This window comes from Pseudomonas sp. NBRC 111131 (assembly GCF_001320525.1).
GTDB lineage: Bacteria > Pseudomonadota > Gammaproteobacteria > Pseudomonadales > Pseudomonadaceae > Aquipseudomonas > Aquipseudomonas ceruminis.
Genome location: NZ_BCBH01000019.1, coordinates 32619 through 49894, shown reverse-complemented (window position 1 = coordinate 49894; position 17276 = coordinate 32619). Strand labels below are relative to the sequence as shown.

Annotated in this window: 20 protein-coding genes and 2 pseudogenes; 17 read left to right on the top strand and 5 right to left on the bottom strand. The window is 56.6% G+C overall.

The window, feature by feature from the left end; translation table 11 throughout:
• Nucleotides 1–14: 14 nt before the first annotated feature.
• Together APH34_RS17690 and APH34_RS17685 are read right to left on the bottom strand one after the other, a co-directional pair.
• Nucleotides 15–2123, bottom strand: a complete 2109-nt coding sequence (locus tag APH34_RS17690) for a TonB-dependent siderophore receptor (protein WP_032861803.1) — start codon at nt 2121–2123, stop codon at nt 15–17.
• A gap of 21 nt (nt 2124–2144) precedes the next feature.
• Nucleotides 2145–2909 (bottom strand): HpcH/HpaI aldolase/citrate lyase family protein, encoded by a 765-nt coding sequence (locus APH34_RS17685; protein WP_032861804.1) that lies wholly within the window; start codon nt 2907–2909, stop codon nt 2145–2147.
• A 369-nt stretch (nt 2910–3278) separates the two neighbouring features.
• On the opposite strand from APH34_RS17685, the gene APH34_RS17680 reads away from it, so the two are divergent.
• The 10 genes from APH34_RS17680 (at nt 3279) to APH34_RS17635 (ending at nt 8490) form a co-directional block, all read left to right on the top strand.
• Nucleotides 3279–3542 carry a hypothetical protein gene (locus APH34_RS17680; RefSeq protein ID WP_172688331.1) on the top strand — a complete coding sequence of 88 codons (264 nt, stop codon included), beginning with the start codon at nt 3279–3281 and terminating at the stop codon, nt 3540–3542.
• A gap of 309 nt (nt 3543–3851) precedes the next feature.
• On the top strand, nt 3852–4088 hold the full coding sequence (locus APH34_RS17670; RefSeq protein WP_039614361.1) for a hypothetical protein: 237 nt from the start codon (nt 3852–3854) through the stop codon (nt 4086–4088).
• 93 nt (nt 4089–4181) lie between these two features.
• A complete protein-coding gene (locus tag APH34_RS17665; protein WP_039614360.1) occupies nt 4182–4691 on the top strand; it encodes a hypothetical protein in 510 nt (169 codons plus the stop codon).
• Between the two features lie 371 nt (nt 4692–5062).
• Nucleotides 5063–5380: a hypothetical protein gene (locus APH34_RS17660; protein WP_023662032.1), complete on the top strand. Its 318-nt coding sequence runs from the start codon at nt 5063–5065 to the stop codon at nt 5378–5380.
• A 57-nt stretch (nt 5381–5437) separates the two neighbouring features.
• Nucleotides 5438–5659, top strand: a complete 222-nt coding sequence (locus APH34_RS17655) for a hypothetical protein (protein ID WP_023383640.1) — start codon at nt 5438–5440, stop codon at nt 5657–5659.
• Nucleotides 5660–5815: 156 nt separating this feature from the next.
• Nucleotides 5816–6151 carry a hypothetical protein gene (locus APH34_RS29270; RefSeq protein WP_128637215.1) on the top strand — a complete coding sequence of 112 codons (336 nt, stop codon included), beginning with the start codon at nt 5816–5818 and terminating at the stop codon, nt 6149–6151.
• 32 nt (nt 6152–6183) lie between these two features.
• Entirely contained in the window at nt 6184–6420 is a 237-nt protein-coding gene (locus tag APH34_RS17650; protein WP_054902292.1) for a phage protein NinX family protein, read from the top strand.
• Between the two features lie 264 nt (nt 6421–6684).
• Nucleotides 6685–7242 (top strand): CpaF/VirB11 family protein, encoded by a 558-nt coding sequence (locus APH34_RS17645; RefSeq protein ID WP_232860025.1) that lies wholly within the window; start codon nt 6685–6687, stop codon nt 7240–7242.
• Nucleotides 7226–8131, top strand: a complete 906-nt coding sequence (locus APH34_RS17640) for a lytic transglycosylase domain-containing protein (protein WP_054902291.1) — start codon at nt 7226–7228, stop codon at nt 8129–8131. The genes APH34_RS17645 and APH34_RS17640 overlap by 17 nt, the downstream gene beginning before the upstream one ends.
• A 29-nt stretch (nt 8132–8160) precedes the next feature.
• Nucleotides 8161–8490, top strand: coding sequence for a TrbM/KikA/MpfK family conjugal transfer protein (locus tag APH34_RS17635; RefSeq protein WP_054902290.1), 330 nt, complete (start codon nt 8161–8163; stop codon nt 8488–8490).
• A 35-nt stretch (nt 8491–8525) separates the two neighbouring features.
• On the opposite strand, the pseudogene APH34_RS17630 reads toward APH34_RS17635, so the two are convergent.
• Nucleotides 8526–8981 (bottom strand): annotated as a pseudogene (locus APH34_RS17630) (Tn3 family transposase); the annotation flags it as partial.
• A 292-nt stretch (nt 8982–9273) separates the two neighbouring features.
• Here APH34_RS17630 and APH34_RS17625 point away from each other — a divergent pair.
• A complete protein-coding gene (locus APH34_RS17625) occupies nt 9274–10359 on the top strand; it encodes a hypothetical protein (protein WP_020302085.1) in 1086 nt (361 codons plus the stop codon).
• A gap of 60 nt (nt 10360–10419) precedes the next feature.
• Here APH34_RS17625 and APH34_RS17620 read toward each other — a convergent pair whose 3' ends face one another.
• A complete protein-coding gene (locus APH34_RS17620) occupies nt 10420–11706 on the bottom strand; it encodes an OmpP1/FadL family transporter (RefSeq protein WP_054902288.1) in 1287 nt (428 codons plus the stop codon).
• A gap of 74 nt (nt 11707–11780) precedes the next feature.
• Complete coding sequence (locus APH34_RS17615; RefSeq protein WP_004577240.1) at nt 11781–12743, bottom strand: IS30-like element ISPpu17 family transposase; 963 nt, start codon at nt 12741–12743, stop codon at nt 11781–11783.
• A gap of 111 nt (nt 12744–12854) precedes the next feature.
• Between APH34_RS17615 and APH34_RS17610 the strand changes: the two are divergent.
• From APH34_RS17610 to APH34_RS17585, 6 genes and pseudogenes are all read left to right on the top strand, one after another.
• Nucleotides 12855–13316 (top strand): annotated as a pseudogene (locus tag APH34_RS17610) (IS66 family transposase zinc-finger binding domain-containing protein); the annotation flags it as partial.
• A gap of 245 nt (nt 13317–13561) precedes the next feature.
• The gene (locus APH34_RS17605) at nt 13562–14290 is read left to right on the top strand and encodes a DNA cytosine methyltransferase (RefSeq protein ID WP_232860100.1); all 729 of its coding nucleotides are present in this window, start codon (nt 13562–13564) and stop codon (nt 14288–14290) included.
• Nucleotides 14291–14300: 10 nt separating this feature from the next.
• Entirely contained in the window at nt 14301–14705 is a 405-nt protein-coding gene (locus APH34_RS29960) for a hypothetical protein (protein WP_223271153.1), read from the top strand.
• Between the two features lie 167 nt (nt 14706–14872).
• The gene (locus APH34_RS17595) at nt 14873–15214 is read left to right on the top strand and encodes a hypothetical protein (protein WP_054902287.1); all 342 of its coding nucleotides are present in this window, start codon (nt 14873–14875) and stop codon (nt 15212–15214) included.
• Nucleotides 15215–15228: 14 nt separating this feature from the next.
• A complete protein-coding gene (locus tag APH34_RS17590; protein WP_054902286.1) occupies nt 15229–15843 on the top strand; it encodes a recombinase family protein in 615 nt (204 codons plus the stop codon).
• The gene (locus tag APH34_RS17585; RefSeq protein WP_054902285.1) at nt 15833–16969 is read left to right on the top strand and encodes a replication initiator protein A; all 1137 of its coding nucleotides are present in this window, start codon (nt 15833–15835) and stop codon (nt 16967–16969) included. Before APH34_RS17590 ends, APH34_RS17585 begins: the two co-directional genes overlap by 11 nt.
• Nucleotides 16970–17276: the final 307 nt, after the last annotated feature.

Here is a 17276-nt window from a genome sequence, read left to right as displayed (position 1 = left end):
CGCAAGTGCGCGGTTTAGAAGCGGTAGTTGACGCCTAGGGTGAGCGAGCGCTCTGGCGCGGGTTGACGACCCCACGGGCTGGTGTCGATACCGCGGAAGTAGTATTCGCGGTTGAACAGGTTGCTGATGCCCGCGGACGCGGTCAGGACGCTTTTGTCTGCCAGCTCGAACTCACGCTCAATGGCGGTGTTCCAGACCCAGTAAGCTGGCAGTTTGCCCACACTGGCTGTGGCATCTTCATCGCTGGAGTTGGCGGCATCGGTGTAAGCGCTGCTGACATACAGGCCGTCAAGGTTGTAGGTCCAGTGCTCGGCAAAACGGTAACGACCGTCAACCGTGAACTGATTGCGCGAGGAGTACGGCACTTCGTTGCCCTTGAATGTGCCGTTGCGTTGCTTGGCATCGAGGTACGCATAGCTGGCGTGCAGGTCCAGATCAGGTAGAGCTTGCGGCGTCCAGAAAATCTCGCTCTCGAAACCTTGGTGACGTGTGCTGCCAAGGTTATTGAAGCGGTCAGTCGTGGCGTTGTAGCTGATTTGGTCGTCGAAATCGATGCGGTACAAGTTGAAGTCGACGCGCATGCCGTCCCATGGCGTATAGCGCACGCCGGTGTCGTAGTTCCACGCCAGTTCGGCGCCGACATCGCCTTCCTTGACGATCTGCGTGACTTGCGGTGGACGCAGGGACTTCTGGGCGTTGGCGTAGACAAACCAGGCGTCGGTCGCCTGGTAACCCACCGTCAGGCCCGGCAGCCATTCTTCGGATTTGTTCTCGCGCGAGAACCCGGTGATGCCGTCTGCGTAATCCATGCGGGCGTTTTCGTAGCGCACGCCGGGGGTGATGGTCAGGCGATGATCGAGCAGACTGATGGCGTTGCTGAGGTAGAACGCGCGGGCGTCGTCATCGAACTTCCAGTCCCGGAACGGCGTCGTCACGCCGGTAGCGACGCGCTGGCGGTTGACCTTGTAGTCGATGTCTTCGCTGACATAACGGGCGCCCAGCAACCAGGTCTGGCCAACCGTGTCGCCATCGATGGTGGCACTGATGCGCGGCTCCGTGCCCCAGACTTTAAAGTCGCGTGGGCCGTCCTGTTTGGTCACCGCCGTACCGTCCGGAGTGAACGGCAGGCCGACTACGAAGTTGCGGTAGCTGTCGTGGGCGAAGTTGGTCCAGCTGTATTCTACTGAGTCGAACGGCCCCATGGCGCCCAGGCGCTGGGTGTAGGTGCCCCACACGCGATTGGTGTCGCCCTCGAAGCGGTCCAGCGGACGCGTCGATTGCCGTGGATCATCCTTGTAATCCTGCACGCTGAGTGCTCCGGCCAGGTCCATATCGGCCTTGTAGTGCTGGATACCGAAGCTCAGATCGCGATCGTCGTCGATGTTCCACTGGCCGCGCAGACGGTAGTTCTGCACATCGGTCTCGGAGTGCTCGCGCCCGTATTCGCCACCCAGGGTATTGAGGTCCAGTTGCAGGCCGAAGTTGTCGGTCAGGTAGCCGCCGGTGCCCACATAGTTGTCCCACAACTGGCGCCCGCCAGCATTGAACGTCAACTTCTCCTGCAGAGTGGTTTCCCACTCGCGCGGAATCGGCTTGCTGATGAAGTTGATCACCCCGCCAACGTTGTTCGGACCGTATTGCACCGCTGCGCCCCCACGCACGACATCAATACGGTCTACAGTGGCCATGGTCACTGGAAACAGCGACAGACCCGTCTGGCCGTACGGCGCCAGTGCTAGTGGAATGCCATCCGACAACGCTTGAATCCGGCCGCTACGACTCTCGTACAGCCCGCGTACCGATATCTGTGGCAAGGCGCCGGTGCCGGTTTCGTCAAAGATCTTGATGCCCGGTACCCGTTGCAGCGCGTCGTCCACACCGCGGACGCTGGCTTTTTTCAGTTCGCTGGAGTCGACAACGCTGCGACTGCCGGCATAGGTACGCACCTCCTGATCGCTGGCCGTCCCGAGAACGTCACCCTGAATCATCATGGGTGCCAGTTCCATGTTACTGGCAGGTCTGGTGGACAAATCGACGGGTTGATCGGCGGCCACGGCACCGTGACAGATGCCCAAAGTGATAAGACTGAGTGAAAAATGTAGGGAGTTTGTTGTTGTTTTCATGTGGACTACGTTGGCTTATTTTTACTGTTGGAGAGAATGCAGGCGGGCTTTCAATGCGTTATGCAGCAAGCCTCGGTCTTCACCGGCCAGAAAACTTCGGATCCCGCGAGCGCGCCACAGCGTGTTCTGTTCGGCCGTGCGGGGATTTGCGCAGAAAGGTATTGCGGCGCTGAGGCAGGCATCGGCCATGTTTTGCAGCGTTTGCCAGACTTGAGGATTGAGCGGGTCGGGGCCCAGATCGAGATCGAGCGACAGATCCAGAGCGCCTTCCATGATCATGCCGACCCCCGGCAGTTGCAGAATCTCGCCGAGAGCGTCGACCCCGGCGCGGCTTTCGATCATGGGAATAATAGGGGTCTGACGATTGGCCAGATCGATGTATTCGGGTAATGGCAGGCGACCGAAACCGGTAATGCGTCCGCCGGTTATTCCGCGTTTCCCCAAGGGGGGAAAGAACGCCGCTTCGATGGCGCGCTGAACTTGCGCAGCACTTTCGGTGCGTGAAAGGACAATGGCTTCGATGCCGGCATCCAGTGCCCGACCGATCAGTTTTTCGTCCACTTGAGGTATGCGCAGCCAAGGCGAAATGCCAGCGGCCTCACACGCGCGGACACAATGCATGATGTCTTCTTCGGAGCGCAGTAAGTGCTCAAGATCGAGAATCACGAAGTCGTAGCCCGCAAACGCGAGCATTTCGCAGAGCATCGGTGAAGGTAGAGAATTGAGCAAGCCGTAGACGTTGTTCCCTGCTTGTAACCGGGAAAACACCGGAGAGGTTCGTATCACTGACGCATATCCTTCAGGGTGGATGCGCGCTAATAATAATCATTCACAATCATAAGTAAACATTTTTAGTCGCCGATTCGTGATATTCGTGATGGTCCTCATAAAAATCCCGTTCTTGGTGTAATGCTGTTCACTGATTCACCCCGGATTCCCGCCACGATTCACCCGATGGCATATGAGGGGGCTGGGGCGATTTCTGAGTTTTGTAAACACCTCGTCGAATCTCGGGTATTAATTTCCACTTTTTAGAAACCTTGACTCTCCAAGGGCCTTATTTTCGCGGTCTAACAAGATTTGTTTACATAATTTGGTCGGCATAAATGCAGTACCAGGAGGCGCGTTTTGCGGCTCAATTCATGGAGATAGGGAATGGGTATTTTGGGTGGCAAGGTAGCGTCCGTACACGTTTGGACTGAAGGGGACCGTTCAGTCGGCCTCGATGGCGAGGGCGCAGAAATCCATGCGGCGGGTGATTTCTTGATCGACCTCGATGCCCTGGCTCCTGAGGATCGCCAAGCAACACTTGAGGCGTTCCGGCAGAAGATCATCGAAGCCTTCTCGCTGGCTTGGGATAAACCAGCCAAGGCAATTTTTGACATTGAGTTGGCCGACGATACGCAGGCCGCCAGTTAAGGGAAAACGTCGCCCAGGTACGCCCAAGCCCAGCCATCGATCTGGGCAGCGGCAGTAGAGGGGCACGGTAAGCGTGCCAAGGATCGAGTAGGAGAAGATAAATGACCAGCCCAGCACAGAAAGTCCCAGTTCTCGGTGCCAACTACTTGCCCAGGAACCCCGCTTCGGATGACCTCAAAGAGCGCCCCGAGGGTGAACCAGTAAGCTTTTTCGATCCGAAGGGTGACTCTTGCGGGTTTGAGAGGCTTCAGGCTCTAACCGATGCTATGGCCATGAAGCTCAACCATTCGAAGTAGCAGGGAAAACGCCATGTTGAGTCTCGTTACAGATCAGCGCCCAGGAGAGCCGGAATTGCTTGCCACGGTGAAGCACCAGGCTTTCGAAATCCGCTCGCTCGCCGGCAACGTGCTGGCAACGGTGACAGCGCCGGTATCCGGTTGGACGCATGAGCAGCTGCTGGAAGTTGCCACGCAGCATGAAGCGATTACCCGTGACGGCGCCGATGGCTACCTTGGCGCCCACTGGGTTGGTAGCACCGAAATCTGACCAAGGAAAATCCCGCTGCACAGCACGGCCCTTGATTGGGCCTTTTGCAGTACCAGGGTGCGAGTTTCGCGCCCGCGAAATCAAGGAATGCCGATGGACCGCGAAAAACCAGACTATCAAGAAGTCTTCCCCCAGGTGCTGCAATCCGCATCGTGGGAGAAGCGTGCCACGACCATGTTTGCCGGTGCCCAGGATCAACTGCCGGTGTTCGGTCAGTATGTGCGGACTGGGCCAGGCCCGGTGCCGCTGGTGAACCAGATCGGCTACGTGGTCCAGATCCGCCGTCGTCAGGGCATTTTCGGGTCCGATATCTACCTGCTGCGTCACTGCAACGGCGAGCTGGTCCAGCATTCCAACAACATGTACCTGCCACTGACCCCGGAAGAAATTGAAGCAGTGCTGCCTTGCTTTGGCAGTGTGAAACCGAGCGCTGAAGGCGAAAACCCGGTCTACGGCATTGGCGACCCAACCACACGCACAGCCGGGTTCCTGATCGAGCCACCCGAGGGCTTCGAGCTGCGCGGCGGCGAGGGGGCACGTATGCGCATGACCACCATCGGCGCCGATGGCGGCAAGACCGTCACTGACACCGTTTTCTTGTAGGAAATCACGGTACCGCCCAAGCCCAGCCCCTGCTGGGCAGCGGCAGTAGAGGGGCACGGCAAGCGTGCCCAGGATCGAGCAGGGAATGAAATGAGTCTAGGCGGGGCAATATTTTTTACGGCAGTTCTCGCGGTATTACTCGGATGGTGTGCTTCTGCATGTCGGGAAACTGAGGGGGCCTGGAAATTATGGCTGTTGTTCTTTGTGGTGACTGTTGGGCTGACGTGGTTCATCTACTTTTGCTCTGTCATGGCTGATCAACAGTAACTGTTCGAGGAAATCGCCGCGACACCCCCAGCCCCGCCAGTCGGGGCTAAGCCAGTGAAAGGGTGCCGAAGCTTTGGCATCCACCACCACATGAGGTAGTACCGATGATAGCGATTCTTCAGTTGTTGATTTTTTTGCTCCTGCTCCCGTACATCCTATTTGGCGTAGTGCTCGCCAAGATAGCGGAAGCGGTCTGCACGGTCTTCCAGCCTGTGCTTCTGCTACTTGCGGTGTGGATTGCTTCGCTCGGTGTCTTTCTCGTTCCGAGCATGATGCCAAACGACCGGCCTTGGCTGTCGCTGGTTGATTCCATCGCACAAAGCCATGTGTTGGGCGTACCAACACCGTTTGGCATTCTCGGGGTGGCAGTGTGTGTTTTGATTGTGTCCGTTATCGCAAGACAACGGCGCCCTGCGAACTGATCACAGTAATCTAGGAATTCAGGATGGCCATTAACGATAACGCTGGCGGAGGCTGCGATGAACGTTGACTACTTCGCTTGGGTGTTCAGACGTTCTCTGGTAGTGACTTTGCTGTACGTCATTGCCTGCCTGGTCGGCTGGCTGCTGTTCGGGGTCGGAAACGGCTGGAGCGCGATTGTTGTTTCGAGCCTGACCTGGGTGATGTTTTTCTGGTTGTACGCCAAAGACCCTCGCACTGAGCGGACGCACTACAACGAAACCCGAGAACGAGACGAATAGGAAATATCGAGTACAACCAACGCCTCGGCCAGTGGCGGGGCTCGGTTAGTAGAAGCGCCAGATCGGCCAGCGCAGAAAATCCAGACATGCGTTGGACTGATACCGTAACAGAGGCGCGCTTTTGGCGCGTCCATAGAGCATGAGGAAGCATTGTTTATGGGACAGGCAAAAAACCGTGGTTCTCGGGAGCAACGAATAGCAGAGGCTCAAGACAGTCGAAAGATGACTAGCAGACTGCATGCGATCATCAATGAAACGCGCATGGAAAGCGTGATTTTGCCTAAATTTCCCTGCGCAGAATGTGGTACCTGGATTACGCCAGACCCCTCGAAAAATGAAGAGCTTGTTGTTCCTGTGCGTCATGGCGTCCAGTTCGGTGAGTGCCAGCATTGTAATGCTCGGCATTTGGTTGTTTCAGCCTCAAATAAACAGGATTGCATAGCTCTTGAACCAATTCTTGCAAGCATGAAGCGCTCAATGAGTTGGGTTTGATCCAAGCACTGAACGTCTAGGAAAACGAGGCCATGACCACTACTGTGGAAGCAAAAGCTGCCGAATTGGCTGGGGCAGCCTTGGATTGGGCTGTGGCTAAGGCCAATGGTGAGAAACTGGTTGAGGTTGAAGGCAAGCACTCCGTAATCACCGGTTTCCGCCTGAATCCTATCCGTGTTCCAGGGGGTTACACGCCGTCCACCGATTGGAATCAGGGCGGCTCGCTCATCTTGGGGCGAATAGAGAAAACGGAAATTTTCGTACGCTAAGCGCTCTGTCTGTCAGGTTGAGGTCGTAGAGGTGGACGCTGGAACGTCAGGAAATTCAGAAAGCCATCCTACTCTGACGCGGCCTGAATGGTCGGCCTTACGCCCGGTTGGGGTGTACTTCAACTGGACGCAGTCCATGCCCGTTGCGGCTTACAGCCATCACGCGGGGCTTAGCGTACAAAAAACTCCGTATTCTGCGGGCTCCCCGACCAGATCAACGAGGCACGCACGCCAGATCAGTACAGCGATGATCACCTGGTCGAGTTGTACCGCGCCAAGCGCTGGTCGGAATTTTTCATTGGGTGCGTCAAGGCCCACAAAAACATCATGATTTCGGCAGGGACAAACGCGGGCAAAAGCACCTTCCTCAACATGCTGTTGCAGCATGTAGACCCTAATGAGCGGATCGTCACAATCGAAGATACCCGCGAGATCCGTCTCAAAAGCGAGAACGTGGTTCATTTGATCTATTCCCGAGGTGGCCAAGGCAAAGCGCGAGTCACGCCGTTTGATCACCTTGAATCGATTCTCCGTCTTACGCCTGACCGCGCAATCATGGGCGAGCTTCGCGGTGCTGAGGCTTACCCCTATCTTGAATTGCTGAACACCGGTCATAGCGGTTCATTCAGCACTATCCACGCGGATAGCCCCGACCTGATGTTTGACCGGCTTGCGTCGATGGCATCGCGTGGCGGTTCCGACATGAGCAAAAACCAACTTGTGGAATTCGCCCGTCAGCTGATCGACGTAATGATCCAGTGGGAATATGGCTTTGATGGCCGTCGTTACATCACGGAGGTGCAATATGCAAAAGCTGCCTAAATTCGCGCTGGCCATCCTCGCATCGGCCTGCCTTGTCGGCCACGTTGCCGCCGAAGAATCACAGCCCAAGCGCTTTTCCGAACTGGCAGCTAAGTGCGCGCCGAACGTTCATGCGTCAACTCTCAAAGCGCTGATAGGCAATGAATCTTCGTTCAACCCCTATGCCATTGGCGTAGTTGGTACTCGTCTAGAGCGTCAACCCCAGTCCCTGAGCGAAGCCGTTGCGACGGCTGAGCAACTGGAGCGGGATGGTCATCGTTACGCGATGGGCTTGGGGCAATTGTTGGTTACGAACATGCGAGCCCGGGGCCTGAGCTATCAAGATGTTTTCGAGCCATGCCGCAACCTGCAGGCGATCAGCAATTTGCTGATCGAGTATTACAGTCAGGCCCTCAAGACCAGCAGCACGAAGCAAGAAGCGTTGTTGAAAGCAACGTCGATGTATTACAGCGGCAACGAACTGCGCGGTTTCAAACCAGACCATCCTGGGGAAATGTCCTACGTCGAAAAGGTTGTCGACCGTGCAAGTAATCCAACGGCAGAAGATCCGATTGTGCCCGCGTTCGACATTCAGGAAGCCGCGCAAGCCATTCCTGTAGTCGCTAGCACCAAATCCCCATCGAAAGCTCGTAAGCGCGCTCAGGGAGCCGCTGAGCAACCTGCAGGCCCGTGGTTGACCTTCACGGATGCAAATGGTCAGGCGGTAGCACAGGCCCAGCCTCAAGCACAGCAAAAGCCGCAGATTCAGGTCCAGTTGGATACCGGCGATGCGCCCGAGGAAAAACGGCAGTTCACAGCCTTCGACGCGCGGACTGCCAATGCAGAGCCAGCGGCAATGCCCGTACAGCAACAACAATCTGCCCCTTCATTCGTACAGATAATCAACTGATTTCTCGCATGCGAGAAAAGGAGATCCCAATGCGCAAACACTTTTTAGCTTTTATGGCGACCTTGGCATTCGCAGGTGCTGCCCAAGCAGGCGCGCAGCCCCCTACAGACTTCTCGGATGGGGACAACAGTAATGAGGACGCATGTGGCGCAACCCTTTGTCTGCTTGGCATGTCCCGCGATGGTGATTGCAACAAATATCTCAAGCGCTATTTCAGCATCGTGAGATTCAAGCACGGGCACTTCAGCCCTTCACGCACTGCCGCTGCTCGAGGGAATTTCGTGGCGCAATGCGTTGGTGATCAGGCTGGGGCCAAAAAAGCAAACGATCAGTGGGGAGGCTCACGCAATGGATTCTAAGTTGGGGTTGTACGCCGGAATCCCAGAAATTTCCGTCAGCCCAGCTCCAGTCCCGCCACGAGCGCATCCAGGTCGATGAACTTGCCGTCAGTCTGGAAGGTGTAATGCCCGTTCAGCAGGATGTGCCGCCAGGCCGCTGGCGACATCTGCGTGATCAACGCCAGCGCCTTGGCATTGCCAGCTGCCTCGTACTTCGTCAGCAGCAGGGACAGGATCGCCGAGTTGTAGAAGATGATCGCGTTGCCGATCAGCCTGGCGCACTGGTTGCTGATCTCGATTTCGATGTCGGTGCGGCCGGTCAATTCCTTCTTCCCACCGACTTGGGCGATGGTCGAGCGTAGCTGGTGATAGGACTCAATGCGGTTCTGCGAGCGGTGAACATTACGCTCCAGTTGCGGGTCGCGCAGGTAGCGCAGTGTGTAGATACTGCGGATGAGCTTGTCGAACTCGAAGATTGCGCGCCGCGTCGGGTTCGGCGCCGTATAGGTGGGCACCATTTTCAGCCATTCTAGGTGGGCATGCGCATTGGCACTGAAACCGTAATGGCGCGGGCTGTTGTAATGTTAGGTGCGGCGAGTAGGTACTGTGCTCATCTGTTTGCCAATTCCCGCACGACACGGCTCTGAAGCCGATTGGATGCCGAGCAACTTCAAGCTCTCGTGCTGGGGTGGGTAGCCTTGGAAAAGAATCGGTGCTGGTAGCTCAATCACGATGTTTTAGGCCATGGCCTTGGGGCCAATCTGTTAGTCGCCGCTGAGAGTCTGCTCTGGCACAATCAGCGGCATGATTTCTTCGACCAACCTCGACCAGGTGCCCCCAGAACAGTTTCGCGCCATGGCCGAACGGGGCATGCAGTTGCTGTTCCTAGTCGATGCCACCGGCAAGAAGAACCACCGTCTGAAACGAGTGTTGAATCGCGACGCTTTTCCGAAAGAATTGACTAATAAGAAACGATTTATGAGCGAACGAGCCCAACGCAAGTCAAATAGCCACAAACTGAATGAGATCCCCGAAGCTGTGATCCTGCAACTCGGCAAGCGCTCGGATCGCGATCTTTCGGTTGAATGTGGTATTTCGGCTTACTTCTTGAAGCAGAAGCGGCTTGCCTTGGGTATCGACCAGTTCAAACGTGGTGTATACCCGGAAGAAATGGTTCAGCTGCTGGGGAAGGTTACTGACCGGGAGGTCGGTGAGCAGTTTGGGTACCATATCGCAACCGTCTGTGCACTTCGAAAAAAAATGGGCATAGCCTCCACGGTTAAGCCTGCAACCACACCAACTCAAACGCCCAACGCAAAAAAACGCGAGATAGTAAAATTGCCGCAGGAGCTGGTCAGTCAGCTGGGGGTGCGATCTGATCAGGACCTATCCACTGAGTTCGGTTTCACCCTGCACTACCTGAAGAAAGAGCGCAAAGCCCGGGGCATTTCGAGTGTAAATGTGCCTAAGTACCCCGAAGAAATGTTGTCCTTGCTTGGGAAGGTAGCCGATCGTGATTTGGTGGCCAGGTTTGGCTACTCATCAACCACACTTTCAATACTTCGAAAGAAGTTGGGGATCAAGCGGCACCATAAGGTCTGGACGGCCGAACGCATTGCGTTACTGGGCAAAATTAAAGACTCAGAGGTCGCGGCCTTGCTCGGCGGCGCATTTACAAAAGGATCGGTCGGTCAATGTCGTCGCTCCCTGGGAATACCTATTTGCCGAGGACCAAGAAATGGCGCCCCAACTGCCCTTTTCCTCTCGCTCAGTCGGGGCTTAACCAGCGGGAAGATGGAAGCATTGCCAAGCGCACAACCAGGTGAGACCGGACAATTGACTCAATTTCCGCTAGTCCCTGGTTCAGAAGCCAATTCGTTTCAAGCCTAAGCCAAAGGATTAAAAAAAGCCCCAGCACATGGCTGGGGCTTTTGTTAGACCAACTAACGCTTAGAAGCGATAGGTCAGGCCGAGGCCGAGGCCGTGTGCGCTGTTTTCATACTTGGCGTTGTAGGTGGTGTTTACACCTGGGGCAAGAGGCTTCGAGCTGCTGACTTTAACGTCTTCCTCCATCAGGTAGGAGTATGCCATGTCGACAGTGATGTCTTCGGTTGGGCTCCAGCCAGCACCAAGGCTGAACACGGTGCGGTCGCCGGTCGGGATCCGTGGCGAACGATCTTCGTTGTTGGTAGGCGACTGGTCGACCGAGAGGCCGGTACGCAGAGTCCATTCTTTGTTGACCTTGTAGCTAGCACCGATGGCGTGGGCCCAAGTGTCGTGCCAGTTCTGTGGCTCACTGATAGTGCCAATTGCGCCAGAGCTGCCGCCCAACTGCGCAGGTACGCCACTATTGTTGACTGTGATGTCCTCCAGGCGGCTCCAGCGGGTCCAGGTGCTGCCGACGTAAAGGGTCACGTCGTCGGTCAGCTCGTGGGTAACCGAGAAATCCACGGACTCAGGGGTCTTGATTTTCAGTGAGGCATCAAACTTGGTGCCACTGAAAACGCTGAACGGAGCACCAGTGATCCTTGTTTTGCCGTCGAGCTTGTAATCAACCATCGAGTGGTAGGTTAGACCTAGACGCGTGCTGTCAGTGGCCTGGATCATGACGCCGATGTTGTAGCCAACGGCAGTGTCGTCCCCGCTGATTTTCACTTCGCCGTCGTTCGTACCAGCAAAGTTGCTGCGGACATCAGACTTCAATGTGCCGTCAATACGGTTGATGGTCGGACCGAAACCGATCGAAATCTTGTCATTGAAGGCGTAGCTGACGGTCGGCTGCAGAGTCACAACCGAAACTTTGCTGTAGCTACCGAAGTAACGGCCGGCAAATCCGTTTTCATAATCGGTGGCCAGGCCGAACGGTGCGTAAATACCAAATCCGACCGCCCATTGATCATCAATTGGCTTGACGTAATAGCCCATCGGTACGCCAACGGTGGGAACCATGTCGCCATCGAAGCTGCCGCCTGGGGAATTGCTGCCGTCTCTGCTGATATCTGACTTGGCGAGAATGGCAGCCGCGCCTACGGTCACTTGTTCCCGCTTAAGGCGTGCCATACCGGCTGGGTTACCAAATACAGTGCTGGCGTCATCGGCAGAAGAAGAGCGGCCGGCAAAACCAGTGCCCATCACGCTGATGCTTTGTTCGTTAAGAGCGAATCCAGCGGCGAAGAGTTGAGTGGATGCCACGGCCACAGCGAAACCGATGGTGTTCTTGAGAAGCACTTTTTTCATTATTATTAATCCTTGGTGGTCAGCGCCGACGAAATTACCAATAAAATGCTCGCAACGCCATAGCCTGCCTGAATTCAACACATAAGTGCAACGCTCACCCCTGTATGCACTTCGTACGGCGTCTTCCAGCCCAAGCGCTTGCGCGGGCGTAGATTGATCCTCGCTACTGTCCGATTGACGGCTTCGACGGTCAGCTTGCTGAAGTCGCTGCCCTTGGGGAAATACTGGCGGAGCAGACCGTTGGTGTTTTCATTGGTGCCACGTTGCCAGGATGAATAGGGGTCTGCAAAAAAGACCTGGCACTGGCTCCGTAGCGCGATGCGTTCATGCCCGGCAAACTCCCTTCCGTTATCCAGCGTCAGCGTGTGAGCGGCATGGCCCTGAAGCATCAGATTGATCGCCCGCGTTACCTGCCGGCGCGTTCTGCGCTTGACCGGATAGGCGCTCAGATAGCCGCTTTTGCGATCAACCAGGGTCACCAGGTTACCGCCCAGTCCATGTACCGTATCGCCCTCCCAGTCCCCCAGGCGCTCGCGGCTTTCGACCTCGGCTGGGCGTTCACTGATTGACACGCGATTACGCAGCTGCCCGCGCCGATCGTGGCTTCCATAGCGTTTCCGGTAGCGCTTTCGGCGATGTCGCAGATAGGTATAAAGCTCACCACCGGCGCGCTGTTCGGCGGCAATGAACCGATAAATCCACTCATGGCTGACCGCCCGGCTTGGCTGCTCCTGCTTCAACCGCTGGGCGATCTGCTCCGGACTCATGCCATGCTTGAGCCACACCGGGAGATGATGGCTGAGCCATGTCGCCGGCTTGCAAAACTTGCGCGCACCCGCTCGACGAGCATCACTTTCATGGGCCGCAGAAACAGCCTTGTAGATATTCTGGGTGCTGTTGCGGCGAACCTCGCGACTGATCGTCGAGGGATGCACGCCGACCCGCTTTGCAATGCTCGCCTGGCTCTCTGCGGCGCTCAAGCCAGCCTCAATCTGGTAACGTTGTCCCTGAGTCAGCTGCCGGTAATGCGTAGTCATCTGCGCTTGAATCCTTCGGTGTGAGAGCCTGGATTCTACCGGTGGCTGGCTCTCTGCCTCTCGTTTCAAGCGTTGCGCTTATTCTATGAATTCAGGAGGTATAATCCTGGCATGAATTTGATGCCCGAAGACCTCCCTGATGACCCTATTCTGCTCAAGCAAATGTTGCTTGAGGCACTCAGCCGTCAGCAGGTAACGGCTGAGGCTTACCAGACTCATATCGTCGATCTAAAAGAGCAGATCAAGTTGCTGCGCGACCGTTTATTCGGGCGTAAATCCGAGCAGACCGTTGAACCCAACACCCCACAACTCGCGTTATTCAACGAGCCCGAAAGCGAGCCGATGCCTTCAATCGGCGACGCTGACGAAGAAGTGGTTGCTCCGACCCCACGTTGTGACAAACGCAAGCCATTGTCAGCTGATCTGCCGCGCATCGAAGTCATCCACGAACTGCCCGAACATGAACTGACCTGTGCCTGTGGTTGCCGCAAACATGCTATCGGCGAAGAAACCAGCGAGCAGCTGGATATCGTGCCGATGCAGATCCGGGTCATCAAACACATCCGCAAAGTGGGGTTTGGGGAGCAATGGAACCGAAAACCAACGTAAGCACGAATTAGAGTTCGCTTTACTCGTATGTGACTGTTGATTGGAGAACTCTGATTGTCGAAACGAGTTTATCGAACCGCTTTTCGGATGTTTACGGTCCTTCCTGATGTTCGTTAAAGCGGTTTCATAAAACGGTGGTTTTATCGTACTCCCCAGACAGAGCGCTGGTTTGCGGGCAGGTACTGGGCTTAAGTGCGTTTACTGTTCCATTGCTCCCCGAACCCCACATACAGGACAACCCCGTTACCGGCGACGTAAACGAGTTCGGCGCCGGCTTCTTCGGTGACTGGTTTGGCGACTTCGACGGCCTGGATATCTACGCCATTCTCGCCGCGTGCCCGTGCACAGAATTCGCCACCAGTGGCGCCCGACACTTCGCAGCCAAAGACGCAGACGGGCGCACGGTTGCCGCCGTGCAGCTCGTTCACCAGACATTGCGCACCATTGAATATTTCCGGCCTGCCGTATGGGCCATCGAGAACCCGGTAGGCCGGATCGAGAAGCTGGGCGGTCTTCCGCCGTGGCGCCTGGCCTTCGATCCGCACCACCTGGGCGACCCGTACACGAAGAAAACCCTGCTTTGGGGCCGCTTCAATGCAAACCTGCCCATTGCCCCGGTCGAGGCCTCGGACGGCTCGAAGATGCACCGCAAATTCGGCGGCAACCGCCTCGCTACCAAGAACGCCCGCAGCGCAACCCCGGAAGGGTTTTCCTACGGCTTCTTCATGGCCAACAACGCCCAGGACAACCCGGCGCTGGCCATGGCCTACAAGTACGACCGACTCGACGCCGGCCTGCTACGCGCCGCGCTCGATGCTAATGTGAGCGCCCGCGAGATCGACGAGCTGGTGGCGGATGCTTACTACATGGACATGGACGATAGCGCTGCCGAGTCAGCGCTACGCCAAGCGATCTCTACACAGAACCCACCTACATAGGACTGCCGTTATGCCGAAACCGATGCGCCCAAATATGACCCTGCGCGAGCAGGAGGACGCAGCCAAGATCCAGTGTTACGACTGGAACGCCCAGCACAAGGAAGGCGTGACCGTGAACTATGAAGAGTTGCTTGGTTCGGGCGAGACGATCCAGACCAAAACCTGCGGTCGAGCATTCGTCATGTGCTGCCAAGCGGTCATCATGGTGGAGGATGTTTCGGGAGCTGTCTCCCTGGATCACTGCACCGTCATCGCAGAGCATCGCGCCCTGCAAAACAACGTGCTGCCTACTGATACCCGCAAGGTTGATTCCGCACGGGCCGTCATCGACCAGTCATCGTCTGATACCCGATTTTTGCTCGCCGAGGACGTTTCGATTTTGGACACCAACCTGCCAGATAAGGACAAGTCCTAAAGGGTTGCATCTAGTGTGCAGAAAACGGTCGTTTACTGCACACTTCAAAAAAAGCGCCCAAGGGCGTTTTTTTTGGGGCATATCTGTAAACTTTCCCGTAAACTTTTCTATGTGAACATTAGGTGTTCGGAATCAGAACCCCACTCAAACAACACGGAGTAGTTGATATGGCAGAAAAGCTATCACGCGATACCAGCCGAATTTGGCGTTCAGTCGGCCTAGCTCTGGTGGAGCTGGGGGGCGGCGTTATTGGGGTAATCCTTGCTGGTAAATATGGCCTAAGCGACCAATACAGCCTGGCCGTTTTAGCCGTGGGCATTGTTGTCTTACTGCTGTCGGTCCTCAGCTCTCACGACTTTGGCCTAGCAGGCATCATCATGGGATCAGCCGTGATCGGCGCGGCATGTGCTTCTGTGCTGGGATCTCCAGCCGTCTCTCCCCTCCTGCTTTCTGTCTCCATGGCGCTTGTCGTGGCAGGTTCAACCCTCCGTTTTTTCAATAACTATTGAGCTGGGAGGCGCTGATGCGTAACAGCAAAGACAGTTCGACCCTGGACATACTGAGCGGCGGCCTGCGCATTGGGTACGCCCGAACCAGCAAACAGGATCAGAACCTGGACCTACAGCGAGACGCGCTTGTCGCCGCTGGTTGCACGCGGATCTATGAGGAACAGATCAGCGGCGCCAGGGCCAACCGCCCCGAGCTGGAGCAGATGCTAAAAGCACTCCGCCCAGGGGACACCGTTGTCGTATGGCAGCTTTCGCGCTTCGGTCGCAGTCTCTCCCACTTGCTCCAACTCATGGCCCAACTGGAAGCCATGCAGGTTCGCTTTGAATCGCTCACCGAACACATCGACACCAGCACGGCAGGCGGGCGGATGCAGTTGAACGTCTTCGCCACACTGGCGGAATACGAACGCGAGCTCAACCGCGAGCGGACCATGGCCGGCCTGGATGCCGCCCGCGCCCGTGGCCGCAAAGGAGGCCGCAAACCGACGCTTGGGGCGAAGGAGATCCGCGATATCAAGATCCTGCTGGCCGATCCCTTGACGACCGTCAGCGACGTGGCCGCCAGGTTCAAGGTCAGCAGAACCACCATCTACAAGTATCTGAGCAAGGAGGCCCAGCATGCCGTCTAATGAGTTGTTTGATATCGATCCCGACGTGGCCACCTCGCCACTGCCGAAACGTCGCCCAGCGGCCAAAAGCCCCTTGGTCGGGCAGGACGCAATCAACATCGACAAGTGGCGCAAGCGCATCGAGGCCGAAGCACGACCAGGCGAAACCTACCAGCAGGCGGCGGAGCGACTGAAACGCGAAGAGGCCAAGAAACCGAAGGACACGGCACCAGGGCGCGAAGCGGTGAAGGCCTCAGCGGGACGCAAGCAAGTTGTGGTGCTCGAAACGCAGCTCGATTTCTGGATCGCGACCGGCCTGCCGGCGATCCCCAAGGACGAGCGGCCTACGATGGAGCACCCTATCTACGCCGTGGAAGACGGAGATACCAGGCAGATCACCTACGAGCACAACGGGAACAAGATCGAGATCATTCCCAGCGTTGCCGGTCGGGCGACCCAGCATGACAAAGATATCGTGCTGTTTTGCGTGTCGAAGCTGGTGGCGGCGATCAACGCCGGCATAGCCGTATCACCGACTATCGAGACAACCGCCCATGAGCTGTTGAGCTTCACGCGCAGCAGTACCAGCGAGCGCGGCTATGAGCTGCTTAGCAAGGCGTTCGACAGGCTCACCGGTACTCGCATGCGGGCCACCTTTGAATCGACGAAAGACCGTGACGGCAGCCGGCGCTGGGTGGGCCTGCTCGATGACGTGGAGATCATCACCAGGGGCGCCAAGAACCGCATGTGCGCCATTCGGATCAAGGTATCCGACACCACATTTAACGCCGCGAAAGCCATGGATGTGTTGACCATTCCGGGCGACTATTTCGGGCTGCGCAGCGCCATCGCCAAACGCATCTATGAGCTTTGCCGAAAGCATTGCGGCGACCAGGGCCAATGGAAGATCGGCTTGGCTCTGCTGCAAAAGAAGGTCGGAAGCGCCCAGGCCGAAAAGAAGTTTCGCGCCAAGGTCAAGGAGCTGGCCGAGGCCGGCAGCTTGCTCGACTACTACATGACCTACCTGCCCGACGAAGACGCGGTGCTGTTCTTCAACAAGTCCGACGCCGGCAAAGCGGCCTTGCTCAAAGCCACCCGGAGCGGTATCAAGAAGCCACGCAAAGCCAAGGCCGCTCCCGCTGCATGAGTCATGGCAATTCGTCACTCCAGGGACCGGCGGGGGTCAATCCACTGATGTGTAAGGGTTTTTCTCTATTGATTCATACGTGCTTGAGCTGTACCGCAGCCCCTTCGGGGGCTTTTTCTGCGCATTCGTCACTCCAGGGACCGCGCCCAATTTCGCGCCCTAGCCGGTTCGTCACTCCAGGGACCGCCGATTTCGTCACTTCGGGGACCAGAACCACCCGGCAGCCCAGGTAAATCAAGGCCTCGCGAAACGCTAACAACGCGCGCGCGTATTAACCCTTTAACTTAAACCTTTAACGGCCTTGTTT